We start from the raw sequence: 17,698 nt of genomic DNA, 5'->3' as shown, positions 1-17,698 counted from the left end.
GTCCAGCGAGCTCCGGACACCTTCTGTGAGGTGGCGAAGGCCGCGTACCGTGGAACTATGACCAACTTGCCGTTCGGGTTCAGCTCGCAGGACCCCGACGATCCCGACAAGGGCGACTCGTCGCAAGGCCGCTCTGAGGGCGGCGCCGGTGGCTCCGGGGACCTTCCCGGTTTCGGCTTCGGCGGCATGCCCGGACCGGGCGGCATGCCTAACTTCGACATCGGCCAGCTCGGCCAGATGTTGACCCAACTCGGCCAGGCGCTCAGCCACTCCGGCAGCGGCGGCTCCGGGCCGGTGAACTACGAGCTCGCCAAGCAACTCGCGGTGCAGCAGCTGCACAACAACCAGCGCACCGAGCGCCCGAGCCAGGACCAGGTCAAGGCGATCGAGGACGCGATCCGGCTGGCCGAGCTGTGGCTGGACGCCACCACCTCGCTGCCCGCCGGCGTCCGGTCGGTGCAGACCTGGTCGTCGGTGGACTGGGTGGAGAAGACCCTGCCCACCTGGCAGCGGCTGTGCGACCCGGTCGCGCAGCGGATGTCCAGCGCCTGGCTGGAGGCGCTGCCGGAGGAAGCGAAGCAGGCCGCGGGCCCGCTGCTGTCGATGCTCGGCCAGATGGGCGGGATGACCTTCGGCTCGCAGCTCGGCAACGGCCTCGCCCAGCTCGGCGGCGAGGTGCTGACCTCCACCGACGTCGGCTTGCCGCTCGCCCCGGCCGGTACCGCGGCACTGCTGCCCGCGAACATCGAGCGCTTCATCGAGGGCCTGGACCGGCCCATCAGCGAGGCGACCGTGTTCCTCGCCGCCCGCGAGGCCGCGCACCACCGGCTGTTCAGCCACGTCCCGTGGCTCGGCCAGCGGCTCCTGGCGACCGTGGAGGAGTACGCCCGCGGCATCCACATCGACACCTCGGCGCTGGAGGACCTGGCCGGCAAGGTCGATCCGACCAACCCGAGCTCGATGCAGGAGCTGATGGGCTCCGGGATGCTCGAGCCCAAGACCACTCCCGAGCAGCAGGTCGCGCTGAACCGGCTGGAGACGCTGCTCGCGCTGGTCGAGGGCTGGGTCGACGTGGTCGTCGCCGACGCCGTCGGCGATCGGCTGCCGGGTGCCGGTGCGCTGGGCGAAACCGTCCGGCGGCGGCGCGCGACCGGCGGGCCGGCGGAGCAGACCTTCGCCACGCTCATCGGCCTGGAACTGCGGCCCCGCCGGATGCGGGACGCCGCGAACCTGTGGCGGCTGATGACCGAGCGGCACGGCGTCGAGAGCCGGGACCGGGTCTGGGACCACCCCGACCTGCTGCCGGACAGCTCGGACCTGGACGAGCCGCTGGACTTCGCCGACCGCTGGGGCTCGGGCTCCGCGGACCTGGACGACCCGATCGCCGCGATCCGCCGCGCGGAGGCCGACGAAGCGGCGGAGGCCGACGACGAGGGCGACGAGTCGCCGAAGCGCGACGAGAACTGACCGAGCGCCGGCGGGGCACTTCCGGACTCCCGGAAGTGCCCCTCGTCATGTGCGGGCTTCGGCCTCTTCCGCGTCGTCGTCCAGCCCGATGCCGAGCTGGGCGGCCGCGGACACCCCCTCCAGGTAGCCGATGGCCCGCTCGGTCTTCGGGTAGCGGCGGACCCACTTCCAGAAGTCGGCCCCGTGGCCGGGCACCAGCAGGTGTGCGAGCTCGTGCACGAGCACGTAATCGAGCACCCATCCGGGTACATCTCGGAGGCGCTGACTCACCCGAATGGTGGCATCGCTGGGCGTGCAGGAAGCCCACCTCGTGCGCATCGGTGGCACCCACCGAACGCCCTGCGGTTGCGCCCTGCCTTCGAGGTGCTTCGCGGACAGCTCGCGGCACCGCTGGAGCAGTGCTTCGTCGGATTCCCGCGCGGGCGAGCGCCGACGCGTCTCACTGCGTTGGAGGCGGCTGAGCATGTCCGCCACCCAGCGCTTTTCCTCCGCGCGGCTCATCCGCGCCGGGAGAAGCACCACGATCTTGTCACCGTCGCGATAGGCGCTCACCGTCTGTCGGCGGCGCTTGCTGCGGCGCACCTCGACCTGGGGTTCAGCCACGGGAGTGGACCTTAGCGAGTGCGCCTGACAAACGGCCCGCGCTGTGAGCCGGACCTCAGCGCCTACGCATCGTGATCCCCCGAGGGATTACTCCATTAAGTCGAACATGCGATGCTCGTAATGCATGCATGTCGAATGGCCCACATGTACCGTTCCCCCAGCCGCCCGGAGGTGGGCAGAAGAGCCAGCAACGACGCTGGATCACGACATGAAGGAGGGGAGCCGTGGCCGAGACGTACAACGGCTACTGCGTGAAGTGCCGGGAGAAGCGCGACTTTTCCGGTGAGGTCTCGGAGACCAACGGTCGCCGAATGGCGAAGGGCACCTGCCCGGTCTGCGGCACCAAGATGACCCGCATCCTCGGCAAGGCGTGACCGGGCACGGGTGGGCCGCCGCTCGGGCCGCCCACCCGCCCGCATCTCCGACGCATCGCTCCGGCATTCGACATCGCACCCGCCGCGCCGGAGCGCCAGGGGGATATATCCGTGCTCAGCTCGGCCCGGAGGGCTGACGAGCCGACTCGTTCGCCCTTGTCCGGCGGAATCAAGAATGCGACCGGTGGCGCAAACCTGACGGCCAACACGTCGATCACGCCCCAAGGCGCCGCAGGGAACCTCTAGCATGTGAGTGGGTTTCTCGATTTCGAAAACGTCTTCGGACATCGAGAGGGTTTTCCTGCGCGCACCAAGGAGAATTCGTGGCCGACATTCCCCGCCGGGCGGCACACCGCACCGCGAAGCTCGCCAGCCTGCCGCTCGGTGTCGCCGGCCGCCTGGCCGCCGGGTGGGGGAAGCGGCTCACCGGGCAGAATCCGGCAGAGATCAGCGCCGAGGTGTCGGCCAAGACCGCGGAGCAGGTGTTCGCGGTCCTCGGCCAGCTCAAGGGCGGCGCGATGAAGTTCGGCCAGGCGCTGAGCGTGTTCGAGGCCGCCGTGCCGGACGAGATGGCCGGCCCGTACCGCGAGGCGCTGACGAAGCTGCAATCCGCCGCGCCCCCGATGCCCGCGAGCAGCGTGCACCGGGTGCTCACCGAGCAGCTGGGCTCCGCCTGGCGGAAGCGGTTCGCCGAGTTCGACGACGCCCCCGCCGCGGCGGCGAGCATCGGGCAGGTGCACCGGGCGACCTGGCACGACGGCCGCGAGGTCGCGGTCAAGGTCCAGTACCCGGGCGCGGACGAGGCGCTGCGCTCCGACCTGCGCCAGCTGATCCGCTTCTCCCGCCTCTTCCAGTCGCTGGCCCCCGGCGCCGAGGTCAAGCCGCTGCTCGCGGAACTCCAGGACCGGATGGTCGAGGAGCTCGACTACCGCACCGAGGCCGACAACCAGCGGGCGTTCGCCAAGGCGTTCCGGGACGACGATGCCGTCCTGGTCCCGGCCGTGATCGCCAGCGCCCCGAAGGTGGTCGTCACGGAGTGGGTGACGGGCAAGCCGTACGCCCAGATCATCGCCGACGGGGAACGGGAGGAGCGCGACGCGGCGGGGCGGCTGCTCGCCGAGTTCCACTACTCCGCGCCCGCCCGGGCCGGCCTGCTGCACGCCGACCCGCATCCCGGCAACTTCATGCTGATGCCGGACGGCAGGCTCTGCGTGATCGATTTCGGCGCGGTCTCCCGGCTGCCCAACGGCGTGCCCGCGACGTTCGGCCGCATGGTCCGGCTCGCCCTGGAGGACAAGTCCGCCGAACTGCTGGAACTGCTGCGCGCGGAGCGGTTCGTGCAGGGCGACCGGGAGATCCAGGCCGAGGACGTGCTGGCCTACCTGGCGCCGTTCGTGGACCCGATCCGCACGCCGAAGTTCCACTTCACCCGGCGCTGGTTGCAGCGCCAGGCCGAGCGGGTCGGCGACCTGCGCAGCCCGGACTTCCGGACGGGGCGGTCGCTGAACCTCCCGCCGGACTACCTGCTGATCCACCGGGTCACGCTGGGTGCCACCGGGATCCTCTGCCAGCTCGACGCCGAGGTCGGTGCCCGCGACATCATCGCCCGGTGGCAGCCGGGCTTCTCCGACTGATAGCCCACCGGCGGACCGCGGCCCGGACGGGCCTCAGCTCGCCGGCCTGGTCCCGACGTGGACCGTGTTCGCCGTCAGGTAGTACACGTCGTCGCGGTTTCCGGCGTAGTGCTCGCCGGATTCGTCGAGCAGCTCGTCCAGCGCCGCCAGGTCCTCCGGCCCGACGCGGTTCTCCGCGTCCCTGCGGAGGAACTGCAACCGGCGGAGCACCGCCTGCAGGGCGACTCCGGACACCGGAGCCGGGCGGTCCACGAGGTAGCTCCACGACCGCACGTCGGCCAGGCCGGCCTCGGACAGCGCCTTGCCCCACCCCACCGGCATCCGGACCGTGCCGGTCATCTCCGCCCGCATCTGCCGGAACCAGTCCTGGCGGGCGGCGGTCAACCGGGCTTCCAGCCCCGGCTCGGCGAGGCCGACGTCCGGCGGCAGCACCTTCGTGTCGAGCCCGAACTCGACGATCGCCAGCCGCCCGCCCGGGCGCACCAGGTTCGTCAATCGGCGCACGCCGGCCAGTTGGTCGGGCAGGTGGTGCACGACGAACGCCGCGAAGACCACGTCGGCCTGCGCGGGAGCCCCGGCCTTCTCGGCGGCCTCCGCGAGCGAGTCGTCGGCGGCGTCCGCCTGGACGGCGTGGACCTCGACCCGGTCGGAGACCTCCTTGACGCGGGCTTCCGCCGCCGCGAGCAGTTGCGGCGCCGTGTCCACGATGGTGAGCGCTCCGCCGGTATCCGCCAGCTCCGCCGCGAACGCCGCCGCCGTTCCGCCCGCTCCGGCGCCGATCTCGATCACGGTGCGATCGGTCGGGCGCAGCAGCTTCGCGACGAGTTCGGCGATCTCCGGCGCGTTCAGCTCATCGCCGTCCCGGAGCCGCTGCAGGTGTTCGTCCCAGTCAATGTTGTCGTGCGAGTGTCCGGCCACGAGGCATCACGATACGGGCAATGCCCCGGCCGGTGCTCTGTGTTGTCAAAGTGCGCGAGCGCTCGAGCGCATCGAGTCTCGTCCTGCGCAAGGGATTCCGGTCGCCGGGGCCGCGGGCTTCCCGACCGGCGGACGCGGTCGGGAAGCCCGCATGGGACGGCTCCTGGAACCCGTTGCGGCGCAAGGTGGTTCAGCACCGCCATCGAGTCCTACCGAGCCGATTCCGGGCGGCTCACGGACATCGGGACGCCTCCTGCGCGCGGCGACCGGCGTAGTCGGCGAGCCAGCGCCACCAGCGGCCGGCCGAGATCTCCCGGGCCAGCCGTTGTCGGTGCGCTTCGTCGATCAGCTCGTTACTTCGTATCCGGGACAGGTCCTCGGGCATGAACATCCTTACCTCGCTCTTGATCCGGTTTCCGGTGATGGGGTCGATGGTTCGGTGGTACGTCATGCCGCTCGCTCCTGACCTCGCCGCGCGGGCCGGCCCGCGGCCGGGGTGTCGGCGGGCAGCGGGTGCTTGCGCGGACGGCCGCGCGGACGCTTGCGGGCGACCACCGCGCCGCGCTCGAAGATCTCGCCACCCCAGACGCCCCACGGCTCGCCGCGGGACAGCGCGCCGGCCAGGCACTCGGCCTTGATCGGGCAGTCGGCGCACAGCGACTTGGCCTGGTCCAGCTCCCGCGGGTTCTCGGCGAACCACAGGTCGGGGTCCTGGCGGCAGGGCAGTCGGCTTTCGAGCGTCGTGGGGCTGCCGAACAGGCCGGCCACGGTGTCCTCGTCTGCCAGCAAGCCCTCGCCCGAGCTGGATATCGGCACACTCGCGGTCAACATGAAACTTCCTCCAGTAGTCGATCGGCGGCAGGTTGTGGATGAAGGGAAAACGGGAACGACAAGAAGGCCGCGGACCCGTTTGCGGGTCCGCGGCCTTCGAGAAGCCTGAGAGACGTTCCTAGATCAGTGGATCGAGGAATCGCCTACGAACGGACCGGCATGGGTCGACAACGGTCTGCGGAACCGCACGGAACCAACGCGGCTTGAACTCACGACCATTGCCAGCTTCGTACTCGGCAACAGCTGGGATTGGCGCGAAAGTGCCGCGGGACAGCGCGATGGCCCCGGCCATGAGGTGGCGCGGGGTGCTCGACATCAGAATCGTGGACACCAAGGCCACCTCCCTTCGGGGATCAGGGCCGCGGTTTCTCCCAACCACGGCTCGCGCTCTTGCAGGTTATTGGCACCACCGTGCCGGTCGCAACGTATTTTTCGAAGAATCCGCTCGATCACCTGAAAAACCCTTACGACCAGGCGTTTCAGCGCATGTCGCGGCGGTCACCCTGGGTCAGCGCGAGGACGTCGGAACCGAACTTCTGCAGCTTCGAAGCCCCGATCCCGGAAATGCCGACCAATGCGGTCTCGTCCAGCGGCCGCTGCTCGGCGATCGCGGTCAGCGTCGCGTCGGTGAACACCACGTACGCGGGCACCTTCAGCTGCCGGGCCCGCTCGCTGCGCCACGCCTTCAACTGCGACAGCAGATCTTCGTCCACATCAGACGGGCAGTCCGCGCAGCGACCGAGCTTGATGTCCATCGTGCCCGTCAGGACGACGTTGCAGATGCGGCAATGCGGCTTCGCGGCCTTCGCGGGTCGTGACAGCAGCTCGCGCTGCTTGACCTTGTTGGGCAACGCCGCCGGATGTTCGTCCGGCACCAGGCTGTACAGGAAGCGGCTGCGCCGGCGGTAGCGGCGGCCACCGGCGCGCGCCAGCGCCCATGACAGGGAGAGGTGCTCGCGGGCGCGCGTGACCCCGACGTAGAGCAGGCGGCGTTCCTCCTCGACGGCCGCGTCGGTGTCGGCGTGCATGATCGGCAGGGTTCCCTCGACCAGGCCCACCAGGAACACCGCGTCCCATTCGAGGCCCTTCGCCGCGTGCAGCGAGGCCAGGGTGACGCCCTCGACGGTCGGCGGATGCTGGGACTCGGCACGCGCGTCGAGTTCCGCGACGTAGCGGCCCAGCCCCGCGTCGGGCTCCGCGGCGGTCAGCTCCTCCGCGAGCTCCACCAGCGCGATCAGCGACTCCCACCGCTCACGCGCGGCGCCGCCGGCAGGAGGCTCATCGGTCAGGCCGGCTTCGCGGAGCACCGAACGGACGGTCGCGGGCAGATCCTCTTCATCGGCGCCGTGTGCGATCGCGGTGCGCAGCGTGGCCATCGCCTGCCGCACCTCCGCCCGCGCGAAGAACCGTTCGCCACCGCGCACCTGGTAGGGGATCTCGGCGTCGGACAGCGCCTTCTCGTAGACCTCCGACTGCGCGTTGACCCGGAACAGCACCGCGATCTCCGACAGCGCGATGCCTCGCTTGGCCAGCTGAGCGATCTTGCGCGCGATCGCCTCGGCCTCGTCGGTCTCGTCGTCGTACTCGGCGAAATCCGGCCGGGGCCCGTCCGGGCGTTGTCCGACCAGCTTCAGCCGGGTGCCGGCCGGCCGTTCCCGCGCCGCGCCGATGACCTGGTTGGCCAGGCCCACCACTTGCGGCGTCGACCGGTAGTCCCGCTCCAGGCGCACCACCGTCGCCTCCGGGTACTTGCGCGGGAAGCCGATCAGCCACTTCGGCGACGCACCGGCGAACGAGTAGATCGTCTGGTTCGCGTCGCCCACCACCGTGAGGTCGTCGCGGTTGCCCACCCACGAGTCGAGCACCCGCTGCTGCAGCGGGTTGACGTCCTGGTACTCGTCCACGACGAACGACCGGTACCGGCCGCGGAACTCCTCGGCGATCTCCGGCTGGTCCTCCAGGATCGCCGCGATGTGCAGCAACAGGTCGTCGAAGTCCAGCATCTGCGCCCTGTTCTTGACCTGCTCGTAGGTCGCGAAGGCCTTGCTGAGCTGCTCCGGCAGGATCGGCACCTCCCGCCCGGCGGCGGCTGCGGCGACCGGGTACTGCTCGGGCCCGATCAGCGACGACTTGGCCCACTCGATCTCGCCGGCCAGGTCCCGGACGTCCTCCCGCTCGGTGGACAGCCCGAGCTTGTTCGCCGCCTGCATGACCAGCCGGAACTTGTTGTCCGCCAGCTGCCACATCTGCGTCTCGTGCACCCGCGGCCAGAAGTAGCGCAGCTGCCGGAAGGCCGCGGCGTGGAAGGTCTGCGCCTGCACGCCGGCCGCGCCGAGCGCGCGCAGCCGGGTGCGCATCTCCCCCGCCGCTCGGGCGGTGAAGGTCACCGCGAGCACCTGCTGCGGCGCGACGAGGCCGCGCTGCACGAGGTAGGCGATGCGATGGGTGATCGTGCGCGTCTTCCCGGTGCCCGCGCCCGCCAGGACGCACACGGGGCCGCGTGGTGCGACGACCGCCTGCCGCTGCTCCGGATCCAAACCTTCCAGGAGTCGCGGCTGCTCGGTCATGCCCGGCATCTTCGCAGACCTGCTCCCCGGCTCGGGTCCACACCCCGGCACCCGCAACCGCGTGTCGGGCGTGATCCAACGCCGAGAACCGGGCGTGCAGCCGCGCTGAACTGCGACGGAAGGCGGCTCACGCGGACGTGCGGAGCCGGCCGGGAAGGTCCCGACCGGCTCCTCGCGTCAGTTCCGCCAGGTGGCCCAGCCCATGATCATGCGGTAGGCGATGGACACGCCCGGCGGCAGGCGCAGGCCGTCGACCGCTCCGCCCTCGGACTCCAGGGCCGCCCGGACCGTGTCGCGGTGCACCCAGCGGGCGTCCTCGATCTCCCCGTCCGCCGGGGTCAGCGGCGCCGACGGGTCCGCGATCGCGGCGAAGCCCAGCATCAGCGACCGCGGGAGCGGCCACGGCTGGCTGCCGAGGTAGCGGACGTCCGAGACATCCACCCCGACCTCCTCCGCGATCTCGCGCGAGACGCAGGCCTCCAGCGACTCGCCGGCCTCGACGAAACCGGCGAGCACCGAGTACCGCTCGGCCGGCCAGTTCGGCTGGCGGGCCAGCAGGACGCGGTCCGCGCCGTCGTGCACCAGGCAGATGACGGCCGGGTCGGTGCGCGGGTACTCCTCGCGGTCGCAGCCCGTGCAACGCCGGGCCCACCCCGCGCGGACCCGCGTCGTCGCCGCGCCGCACACCGCGCAGTAGCGGGCGTTGTCGTGCCAGCCGAGGACGCCGACAGCGGTGGTGAACAGCCCGGCGTCGGTGTCGTTGAGCAGACCACCGCCGGTGCGCAGGTCCCGCCAGTCGTCCTGGGCTCCGTCGTGCTCGCTGCGCAACGCCCAGTAGCCGATCTCGTCCTCGACGCCGAGCAGGACGGCATTGGGGACCGGGCCTGCACCGAAGTCCGTCGCGGGATGCACCACGAGCCGCGAATCCTGGCCGATCTGGGTGCGCCCCTTGGCGTCCACCAGCACGACCCGTCCGGTCGCCCACAACTGGGCGCCACCGTCCGGGGCGTCCCGCAGCATCTCCCTGCGGTCCACTGTGGACCTGGAGAGCAGCGGCGCGGAATCCAGTTGGAAACCCGCCCCGGCCAACACCTCGGTAGTCATCTGCCCGCCTCACCGTCTAACCGCGTCATGGCAACACCACTCCCCCGAGCAGCCGCAGCTGGTCGGCGAGCTTGTCGGCGTCGCCGACGACCACTCCGGTGAAGGAGATGGGCGCGAACAACCTGGCCGCCTCGGCAACTTGCTCCACAGTGACCGCCCGCAACCGCTCGGGGTGCGCGACCAGCCAGTCCTGCGTCAGCCCCGCCGTGGCCAGCGCAGCGAGCGTGGACGCCATGCCGGCCTGCGAGGCAGTGGAGGTGAGCAGGCTGCCGATGGCGTACTGCCGGGCCGACTCCACCTCCGACTCGGTCGGCGGCACCAGCGCCAGCCTCGCCAGCTCGTACCGGGCCTCCAGCAGCGCGGCCGCGGTGACCTCGCTGGCGGTGTCGGCGTCGACGAGGACCGTGCCGTTGCCGCGGGTGAACTCGAACGACGAGTGCGCGCCGTAGGTGTAGCCCTTGTCCTCGCGGATGTTCTCCACCAACCGCGAGGAGAAGTAGCCGCCGAAGACCAGGTTCGCGACCTGCAGCGCCGGGTACTGCGGGTCCGTCCGCGGCAGCGCCTGCGCGGAGAAGCGCAGCTGCGACTGCACCGCGCCGGGCCGGTGCACCAGCCGCACGTCACCGCCGCGGACCACGGGCAGCGACGGGAGCTCGCGCGCGCTGTCCTCGGACTGCCAGCCCGCCAGGTTGCGCGCGACGGCCGCCACCGCCTGATCCGGGTCGATGTCGCCGACCAGCACCAGCACCGAGCCGCGCGGCAGCACCGACTCGCGGTGCAGGGTCCGGACCTCCTCGGCGGTGACCTCGGCGACGTCCTCGGCCGCCGGCACCTCACGGACGAACGGGTGGTCGCCGTAGCGGTGTCGCTGCAACTCCTCGCGGGCGATCACCCGCGGCTGCGATCGCGCGACGGCGATCCGCTCGACCAGCCGGGCGCGCTCCCCCTCAACCTCCTCGTCGCGGTACACCGCGCCGGTCAGCGCGTCGGCGAGCACGTCGAGCAAGGTGTCCAGCCCGGTGGCCAGCGCATCACCGGTGATGCTGAGCCGCTCCGGGTCGACGACCGAGCTCAGGTCGGCGCCCACCGCGGCCAGGTCGGTGTCCACCTGCACCCGGTTGCGGCGCTCCGTGCCGGTCAGCAGCGTCTCGGCCAGCAGCTCGGCGCGGGCCGGGTGCTTCTGGTCCTCGCCGGCGAACGGGATCCGCAGGCGCAGTTCGACCATCGGGACCACGCCGTGCCGGGCCGCGATCACCCGCAGGCCGTTGTCCAGCACGGTGTCCACGACGGCCGGCGCGCGGCCGGTGCGGGGCTCGCCGAGCGGCGGCAGCGGGCGCGGGCCGAGCTCGGTGCGGCCGATCTCCTCGGCGCTGCGGTGCGTTGCGCGGGTCATGCCGCACCTCCTGTCGCGTTCTCGTCACCTGCGGGTTCGATCTCCAGCACCGCTCGCGCGTCCGACCGCAGCGACTTCGCGGCCGCCGCGACGTCCTCCGCGCGGACCTCGCCGATCCGCTTCGGCAGCTCGGAGATCAGCTCCGCGCGGCCGTGCAGCAACTCGGCGCTGCCCAGGTCGAGGGTCCGGGTGACCACCCGGTCGTGCCCCCGGTACAGGCTGGCGGCCCAGCGCGCCGTGACGCGGGACAGCTCGTCCTCGGTGGGGCCGTCGGCGGCCAGCTTCTCCAGCTCCTCGTCGACCGCTCCGATCACCCGGTCCAGGCCGACCTCCGGCGTGTGGATCGCGGTCACGGTGAAGGTGTCCGGGTCGCGGGCGTCCAGCGGGGAGCCCATCAGGCCGCAGCCGGCGTGCACGTCCACCACCAGCGAGTCCTGGTAGACCAGGCGCTGCTGCAGGCGGGCGGCGTCGCCGTCGGACAAGATCGCCGCGAGCACCACGTTCGCCAGGTAGGCGTCGAGCTCGCCGACCGGGTCGGGCAGGCGGTAGCCCAGCGCGACGGCGGGCAGCGGCGCGTGCGGGTCGGTGTGCTTGCCGCGCAGCTCGCCCGACGGGAACGGCTCGCCGAACGACGGCCGCGGCGCGACGTCACGCGCCGGCACGTCACCGAAGTGCTTGTTGATCAGATCGATGGTGCGCTCGACGTCGAGGTCACCGCTGACGGTCAGCACCGCGTTGCCCGGCGCGTAGTAGGTGTCGAAGAACGCGGCGCAGTCGTCGACGGTCGCCTGTTCCAGGTCGGTGAAGTCGCCGTAGCCGTTGTGGGCGTTGGCGAAGGTCGAGTACAGCACCGGCGGCAGCAAGATCCACGGGAAGCCGCCGTAGGGGCGGTTGAGGACGTTGAGGCGGATCTCCTCCTTGACCACGTCCACCTGGTTGCGCAGGTTCTCCTCGGTGATCTTCGGCGCCCGCATCCGGTCCGCTTCGAGGAACAACGCCCGCTCCAGCGCCGCCGACGGCAGCACCTGGTAGTAGTCGGTGTAGTCCTGGTGCGTCGAACCGTTGAAGGTGCCGCCGGAGCCCTGCACGTGCCGGAAGTGCGCGAGCTTCTCCAAGCTCTCGCTGCCTTGGAACATCAAATGCTCGAAGAGGTGGGCGAAACCGGTGCGCCCTTCCGGTTCCGAGCGGAAGCCCACGTCGTAGTGCACGCTGACACCGACCACAGGGGCCTGGCCCGACGACGCTTGGCCCGCCGCCGAGTCCGGTGCCAACACCACGCGCAGCCCATTGGGCAAAGTAACGCGATGCAGCTGGGGTTCGACCATGCCATGCAGCCTACGTGCGGACTGTCAAGCCGTGGGTGCCCCCTTCGCCACTCTTCGGCGTGTCGTGATCACCCGGCGTAGGTGGCGAAGTCCCGGCGCGCAGCATCCAGCCGCGGTCGAGCGGTACCCGCCTGTTCGGACGCGGTCAGCGGACCTGGGCGATGAGGGAATCGATCTCGGCGCCGATCGTGCGCGCGTCGGCCGGCAGGATCGCGAAGACCTGCTCGCCGGAGCTGCCGCGCTCGACCCGGTTCAGGTAGCGGCCGTCCGGCTCGTTGTCGAACCAGGACACCACCTGGGAACGCTTCCGGCGGCCGTACTGGTCGCGCGTGCTCGCCGAGATCTGACCGATGCGCGCGTGCGGCGCCTTCCCGATCGCCTCGTAGAGCGAGACCTGCTGGTCGCCGCTGCTGCCGCGGTTCGGGGTGGCCGACTGCATCATGCTCATCTGGTCGTAGTCGTCGGGCTGCGGCTGCTGCACCAGCGAGCTCTGCGGGACCCGCACCGGCCCCTGACCGCCCGGCTTGGTGGGCGGCAACGTGGCCAGCAGGACCTGCGACAGCGGGGCTTTCTCGTGGACCTCGACGGTCAGCATGCCGCCGCGCTGCGGATCTTCGCTCGGTGTCTGCACGCCGAGCACGACCCGGTTGCCTTCGGTGAACACCGCGAGCGCCCGCCAGCAGTGATCGGAGCCGACCTGCGGGAACCACAGCGAGTCGACCCACAAGAACGGGTTGGCCAGCGTCTTGAGCGCGGTGACCAGCGGCGGCGCGACCTCGTCGTTGATCACGACGCCGGCGGCGGCCATCCGGTCCAGCTCACCGATCGCGATCTGGCTGAACTGATCGGCTGTGTACCCGAAAGAACGGCTGCTCAACGGCAAGGTCAAACCGTCGATCTTCAGGTACTTGAGCACGATGTCCAAGTGCACCGGCTGAAGCTGCCACCGCCCCAACACGCCCACTGTCGTTTCTCCCCTTGTGAATTCGCCCGCTGCAAGCGTGACCGACCGGTGGTGCCGAAGCCGGCACCACCGGTCAGCACCGGATCATTCGCCGAGCACCGGCGGGGCGGTCTTCGGCATGTCGTTCATCCAGATGTCGTCCTGCTCCTCGAGCCAGGACGGGCGCTCGTGCTCCTGGTCCTCGGTGCCCTGGCCGCGCTGACCGGCACCACCCATGCCGCCCATCGCGCCTCGTCCGGCACCGGCACCTCGAGCACCTGCTCCGCCGGCACCCGCGCCGGCACCGGCCCCGGCGCCGAGTCCACCGACACCGGCCCGGCCACCGGCGGCCATGCCACCGGCGCCCGCACCACCGGCACCCATGCCACCGACCATGCCGACACCGCCGGCGCCACCGCCGGGGAGACCACCACCGGCGCCACCGCCGGGCAGCCCGGTTCCGCCACCGCCGGGAAGGCCGGGCTGATCGGCCCACTGGCTGCCGGTTCCGGAAGGCGTGGTGTAGCCGCCACCGGGGATGCCGCTACCGAGATTGTTGGGGTCGTATGCACCGATGGGGCGCCCGTCGCCGGGAATGCCACCACCGGGGATACCGGTGCCGATGCCACCGCCGGGAAGCTTTCCGGTCCCGCCACCCGGCATTCCGCCGCCTGGTCCACCACCGGGATTGCCGGGACCTCCACCGCCCCACTCCGTGGGGGGCGGCGGCGGCACCGGCGGCGGCTCCTTGGTGTTGCCGTCCGGCCCCTTGTACTGCGGCATCTTGGCGTCGACCTGGGTAAGCGTGGGGCTGTAGACGCGCGCCATCGTCTCCTGCGCGGCCTTCTCCGCCTGCTCCTGCTCCTCCATCTGGCTGAGCGCGTTGACGCCACCGCCGGCGACCCCGAACGGGATCGAAGCGGAAGCGGCCTCACCCCAGCTGAAGCCCTGGGGCTTCTCGACCATCTTGCTGGCCTGACCGGCGGCCTCACCTGCGGCGTGCAGGTTGTTCCCGGTCATCTCGAAGGCATCGGCACTGGCCTTCATCCAGTCGGAAGCAGGCTTGCCGACCTCACGAGCGTTGTTCGCGGCCTCGCCTTCCCAGCCCCCGTCGACGATCTTGGCGAGGTCCGTGGCGTAGTTGTTCCCGCGCTCGCGCAGGCCCGTGGCGAGCTTCTTCCACGCCTCGGCGACCTCACCGACCTTGCCCTGGTCGATCGACTCCTGGTTGGTCTTGTAGATCTGCGCGTGGCTGAAGCCCGACCAGTTGAGGCACTGCGTGATCGCCGGCGAGTCGTAGCTGCTGACGTTGAGGCCGGAGTTCTGCTGCGCCAGCTGGCTCTGCTGCTGCTGGGCAACGCGGTTGGCCTCTTCGCCGTGCTTCTTGCGCTCCTCTTCCGCAGCGCTCTCCCAGCCGAAGACCCGAGAACCCGCGTTGTCGAGCGTGCTGAGAAGTCCCATCACTCCCCCTCAATTCATTCCGGCAACCGCGAAGCCGACTGACTGACGACCTTCTCCGCTTCCCCACACGCATCCACGGAGTCGGCCATGCGTCCAGAAACTCCGTAAATCACAACTCCACCGCCAGCATCGACAAGCACGTTGCAACCGCCTGTGCTTCCACCACCAGGAACAGTCGCGATCGCGGCAGAACGCCCGCCGATGGTCTTCTTGTCGTACCGCTCCCAGTTACCGCTCTGCTCATAGGACGTCACAGTCTCGTCCACGTTCTTCTGGAAGGTGAGCGACATCTTCTCGCCCTGCCAGCGGCACCCCGGCTCAAAGCTCACAGGCGAGAAATCCTTGCCCTGGTCCGGTAGCCCCCACGAAGTCAAGTCAGCAGACTGAAAGAAGGTGCAGGGGTCGAACTTCTCCAGTGCAGCGCCGCCCGCCTTCGTGGTCGGGGTCTGCGTGGTACCGCCGTTGCCATTGCCACCAGTTCCACACGCGGACAGCCCGACGAGAGCAACACCGGCAGTTGTAACGACAAGGGACCGGACAAGCTTGTTCACTGAATACCTCGCCTCAGATCATCAGCGTTCTGTTCGTCTGTGGCACGGTAGTCCTTGGCTGCGTCACGGAAGGCTTGCGCCTGCTTCGCCAGTTCCTTCTGCAGCTCACGAATCAACGGCAGAGCACCTGCACTCCCGTCCGTAGCCTTGTCCTGGAACCGCTGCGCCAACTGCTTGCCGTCAGGCCAGTTGCCGAGGCCGGTGACGCGCTGCAACGCAGCGGCATTGTCGTACAGCTCGTTCAGCGCATCGATCTCTTCGTCGCATCGCTTCGCAGCCTTCTCTGCGACCTCGGGATCGAGCATCAGCTTGCCCGCACCGACCTGCTGATTGATCCACTGCGTCTGGCCGCCGATCGCCTTCAGCCCTTCCTTGGCTGCGGCGAACCCACTTGCGTCTGCGCTTGTCATCCCAGACCCCTCTGGACTCTGCGATCTCCCCCGGTAACGGTGAACACTTTAACCTGACGCAGGGGCGTCCGTAACGGTTCCCGACAAACCTGACGCAGCTCCGGCATCACCTGTTCAGCCGCAGGTCACAGCGTTGTCACGGTCCGACACCGATCGATTGCGGACAGCGATCGCGCGAGACGTTCAAACCGAGCCCGGAACGCCTAATTCGACTGCTCGACCGGTTGATCATTCCGGCAGCCGCGAAGCCGCTTGGCTGACGATCTTCTCCGCTTCCCCGCCGACTACTGCCCTCGCACGCATCCGTGCCGGACATGTCGGCAGAAGCCGGCCGGTGTCAGCGGTTGATCTTTTTGTTCAGGGTTTCTACGAGGGCTGGGAAGGTTTGGTGGAAGTTCTGGAGGTTCGGGGTTTCGTTCGGGGTTCCGTACCAGTAGAGGCCCGACGTTCCGTCCACTCCTGGGTTCAGTTCCGTGAACTCCGCTAGCCAGCGGTCCGTTTCTTCCAGGACCACCGCGTACGGCAGCGATCGGGAGAACACCGTCTCGCGGTCCTGTTCCGGCAGCGACTCCGCCGCGGCCTCGTGCAAGTAGCCGCGCAGGCCTCTGACCTGCACCACGAGCGCGCTGCCTCGCCGCGTTCGCGCCGGCATCAGGCGTGCGCTGAACATCATCGCGATGCCGCCGATCAGCACGGCGATCCCCAGCAGTGCCGCTGACGTCGTCAGCGCCAGTACCGCCGTCAGCGCCGCTCCGCCGATGATCACGCCGAGACCCGTCCACCAGAAGCGGTTTCGGTCGACGTCCGGGCGCCGTGCGAACCACTCCTTCTCCACGACCTCCGCGTACAGCGCCGCGCGGACTTGGCTCGCGTCGAGGTCGCGCAGTTGGGCCAGCCGCACCTCTTGCTCCTGCCCCACGAGCAGGTCGTAGACCGCTCGCTCGAACGGCCGCAGCGAGTCGTCGGCCGGGTTCAGCCGGACGATTCGCCAGTCCTGGCCGGGAAGTTCCTCGATCCACAGGTAGTTGCGGACCGCCAGGTCGATGATCGTCGCCGTCACGTCGACCGGGTCCACACGCTCGTCGATGACCGTGCCGATCTGGCCGGGCAGCACGCCGTCCGGGGACGCGAACGCGACCGCGCCCCGGGAATCGGTCATCAGCACCTCGACCTGGCCCACGTCCTCCGCGAACGCGCGCACGTCCCGGCCTCGGGCGTACCAGACGAGGCCGAGGCCACCGATCAGCAGCAGGCCGATCGCGGCCAGGCCGGCCGCCGTCGCCGGCGTCAGCGAGAACGCCCGCGCCAGGCTGAAGTACTGCTCGGTCACGGCGTTCGCCGGCACCGTGCCCGCCGGGACCTTGAACGTGAGGTCCATCCGGTCGCCGGGCTGCAGGCCGTAGGTCACCGCGTGCATCGACTGGGTGTGGGTGATCTCGAACTGGGCACAGCGGTTCGCGCTGCCCAGCGGGCCCGCCAGGCACATGATCTCCTGCGGCACCTTCGGCGACAGCAGCGACACCTCGACGCGGTCCACCGGCACGTTCCAGCCACCGGACACCTGCCAGCGGACGTCCTGCCGGTCACCGGCGTCCGCCACCGCACCGCGAACCGAGTACGTCAGCGTCGAAACCCCGGGCTGCAGCGTCAGATGCAGCTTGTCGGCTTCGGCCTGGATCGCGCCGCCACCGTCGAGCACGGCGTCGGAGACCGTGAAGACCCGGTCCGCCCCGGGCCCCGCGGACTGCCGCAGCGGCATCGTGCGCTCGACTTGTTGACCTGCGGGCACGTTGATCCGCTCGGTGACCGAAACCAGGCCGTCGCGCTGCAGCTTGAGGTTCACGCTGCTGGAAACCGTGCCGGGCAGCGCATCGACCGGTTGCTCCTGCGCCGCGGCCGTGCTCGGTGCGCCCAACAGCAGTCCGGTCAGGGCGACCACCAGCCCCCGTTTGGTCAACACGGCCCGAACGATAGCCGCCCGTGGCTAAGCTCTGGTCCGCAACGGTGGGATTGATGGTGAGGAAGTCGGGGGAAATGACTGCTCGGTGGCGGCCAGCCGAACCTGGACCAACAGTCCACATTCGACACTCCGCGAGGAAGACCGCATGACGCAGCCG

Annotated in this window: 16 protein-coding genes; 3 read left to right on the top strand and 13 right to left on the bottom strand. The window is 70.1% G+C overall.

Features of this window, described 5'->3' with window-relative positions:
- Nucleotides 1-57: 57 nt before the first annotated feature.
- On the top strand, nt 58-1,467 hold the full coding sequence (locus tag AC07FN_RS02885) for a zinc-dependent metalloprotease (RefSeq protein ID WP_478394046.1): 1,410 nt from the start codon (nt 58-60) through the stop codon (nt 1,465-1,467).
- Nucleotides 1,468-1,512: 45 nt separating this feature from the next.
- Here AC07FN_RS02885 and AC07FN_RS02880 read toward each other — a convergent pair whose 3' ends face one another.
- Nucleotides 1,513-2,070 (bottom strand): M48 metallopeptidase family protein, encoded by a 558-nt coding sequence (locus AC07FN_RS02880; protein ID WP_452618316.1) that lies wholly within the window; start codon nt 2,068-2,070, stop codon nt 1,513-1,515.
- Nucleotides 2,071-2,294: 224 nt separating this feature from the next.
- Here AC07FN_RS02880 and AC07FN_RS02875 point away from each other — a divergent pair, with 224 nt between their 5' ends.
- Together AC07FN_RS02875 and AC07FN_RS02870 are read left to right on the top strand one after the other, a co-directional pair.
- On the top strand, nt 2,295-2,444 hold the full coding sequence (locus AC07FN_RS02875) for a DUF5679 domain-containing protein (RefSeq protein WP_010693945.1): 150 nt from the start codon (nt 2,295-2,297) through the stop codon (nt 2,442-2,444).
- Between the two features lie 323 nt (nt 2,445-2,767).
- On the top strand, nt 2,768-4,078 hold the full coding sequence (locus AC07FN_RS02870) for an ABC1 kinase family protein (protein ID WP_452618317.1): 1,311 nt from the start codon (nt 2,768-2,770) through the stop codon (nt 4,076-4,078).
- Nucleotides 4,079-4,111: 33 nt separating this feature from the next.
- Here AC07FN_RS02870 and AC07FN_RS02865 read toward each other — a convergent pair whose 3' ends face one another.
- The 12 genes from AC07FN_RS02865 to AC07FN_RS02810 all read right to left on the bottom strand — a co-directional run bounded on the left by AC07FN_RS02865 (nt 4,112) and on the right by AC07FN_RS02810 (nt 17,541).
- On the bottom strand, nt 4,112-4,996 hold the full coding sequence (locus AC07FN_RS02865; protein WP_478394045.1) for a class I SAM-dependent methyltransferase: 885 nt from the start codon (nt 4,994-4,996) through the stop codon (nt 4,112-4,114).
- A 232-nt stretch (nt 4,997-5,228) separates the two neighbouring features.
- Nucleotides 5,229-5,447 (bottom strand): hypothetical protein, encoded by a 219-nt coding sequence (locus AC07FN_RS02860; protein WP_452618319.1) that lies wholly within the window; start codon nt 5,445-5,447, stop codon nt 5,229-5,231.
- Nucleotides 5,444-5,827: a WhiB family transcriptional regulator gene (locus AC07FN_RS02855; protein ID WP_132483284.1), complete on the bottom strand. Its 384-nt coding sequence runs from the start codon at nt 5,825-5,827 to the stop codon at nt 5,444-5,446. Before AC07FN_RS02855 ends, AC07FN_RS02860 begins: the two co-directional genes overlap by 4 nt.
- Before the next feature lie 479 nt (nt 5,828-6,306).
- A complete protein-coding gene (locus AC07FN_RS02850) occupies nt 6,307-8,394 on the bottom strand; it encodes an ATP-dependent DNA helicase UvrD2 (RefSeq protein WP_478394044.1) in 2,088 nt (695 codons plus the stop codon).
- 177 nt (nt 8,395-8,571) lie between these two features.
- Nucleotides 8,572-9,498, bottom strand: coding sequence for an NAD(+) diphosphatase (gene nudC, locus AC07FN_RS02845; RefSeq protein ID WP_478394043.1), 927 nt, complete (start codon nt 9,496-9,498; stop codon nt 8,572-8,574).
- 25 nt (nt 9,499-9,523) lie between these two features.
- Nucleotides 9,524-10,891: a M16 family metallopeptidase gene (locus AC07FN_RS02840; protein WP_478394042.1), complete on the bottom strand. Its 1,368-nt coding sequence runs from the start codon at nt 10,889-10,891 to the stop codon at nt 9,524-9,526.
- Entirely contained in the window at nt 10,888-12,216 is a 1,329-nt protein-coding gene (locus AC07FN_RS02835; RefSeq protein WP_478394041.1) for a M16 family metallopeptidase, read from the bottom strand. The genes AC07FN_RS02840 and AC07FN_RS02835 overlap by 4 nt, the downstream gene beginning before the upstream one ends.
- Nucleotides 12,217-12,361: 145 nt before the next feature.
- The gene (locus tag AC07FN_RS02830) at nt 12,362-13,147 is read right to left on the bottom strand and encodes an ESX secretion-associated protein EspG (RefSeq protein ID WP_478394040.1); all 786 of its coding nucleotides are present in this window, start codon (nt 13,145-13,147) and stop codon (nt 12,362-12,364) included.
- 117 nt (nt 13,148-13,264) lie between these two features.
- Complete coding sequence (locus tag AC07FN_RS02825) at nt 13,265-14,620, bottom strand: PPE domain-containing protein (protein WP_478394039.1); 1,356 nt, start codon at nt 14,618-14,620, stop codon at nt 13,265-13,267.
- A gap of 14 nt (nt 14,621-14,634) precedes the next feature.
- Nucleotides 14,635-15,171, bottom strand: a complete 537-nt coding sequence (locus AC07FN_RS02820; RefSeq protein WP_478394038.1) for a DUF3558 family protein — start codon at nt 15,169-15,171, stop codon at nt 14,635-14,637.
- Complete coding sequence (locus AC07FN_RS02815) at nt 15,168-15,581, bottom strand: hypothetical protein (RefSeq protein ID WP_478394037.1); 414 nt, start codon at nt 15,579-15,581, stop codon at nt 15,168-15,170. The genes AC07FN_RS02820 and AC07FN_RS02815 overlap by 4 nt, the downstream gene beginning before the upstream one ends.
- 337 nt (nt 15,582-15,918) lie before the next feature.
- Complete coding sequence (locus tag AC07FN_RS02810) at nt 15,919-17,541, bottom strand: DUF2207 domain-containing protein (protein WP_478394036.1); 1,623 nt, start codon at nt 17,539-17,541, stop codon at nt 15,919-15,921.
- Nucleotides 17,542-17,698 lie beyond the last annotated feature (157 nt).

Source organism: Saccharopolyspora sp. NPDC045941, from assembly GCF_056431445.1.
Note: the sequence above shows the minus strand (reverse complement) of the source record. Positions and strands in the feature narration are given on the sequence as shown.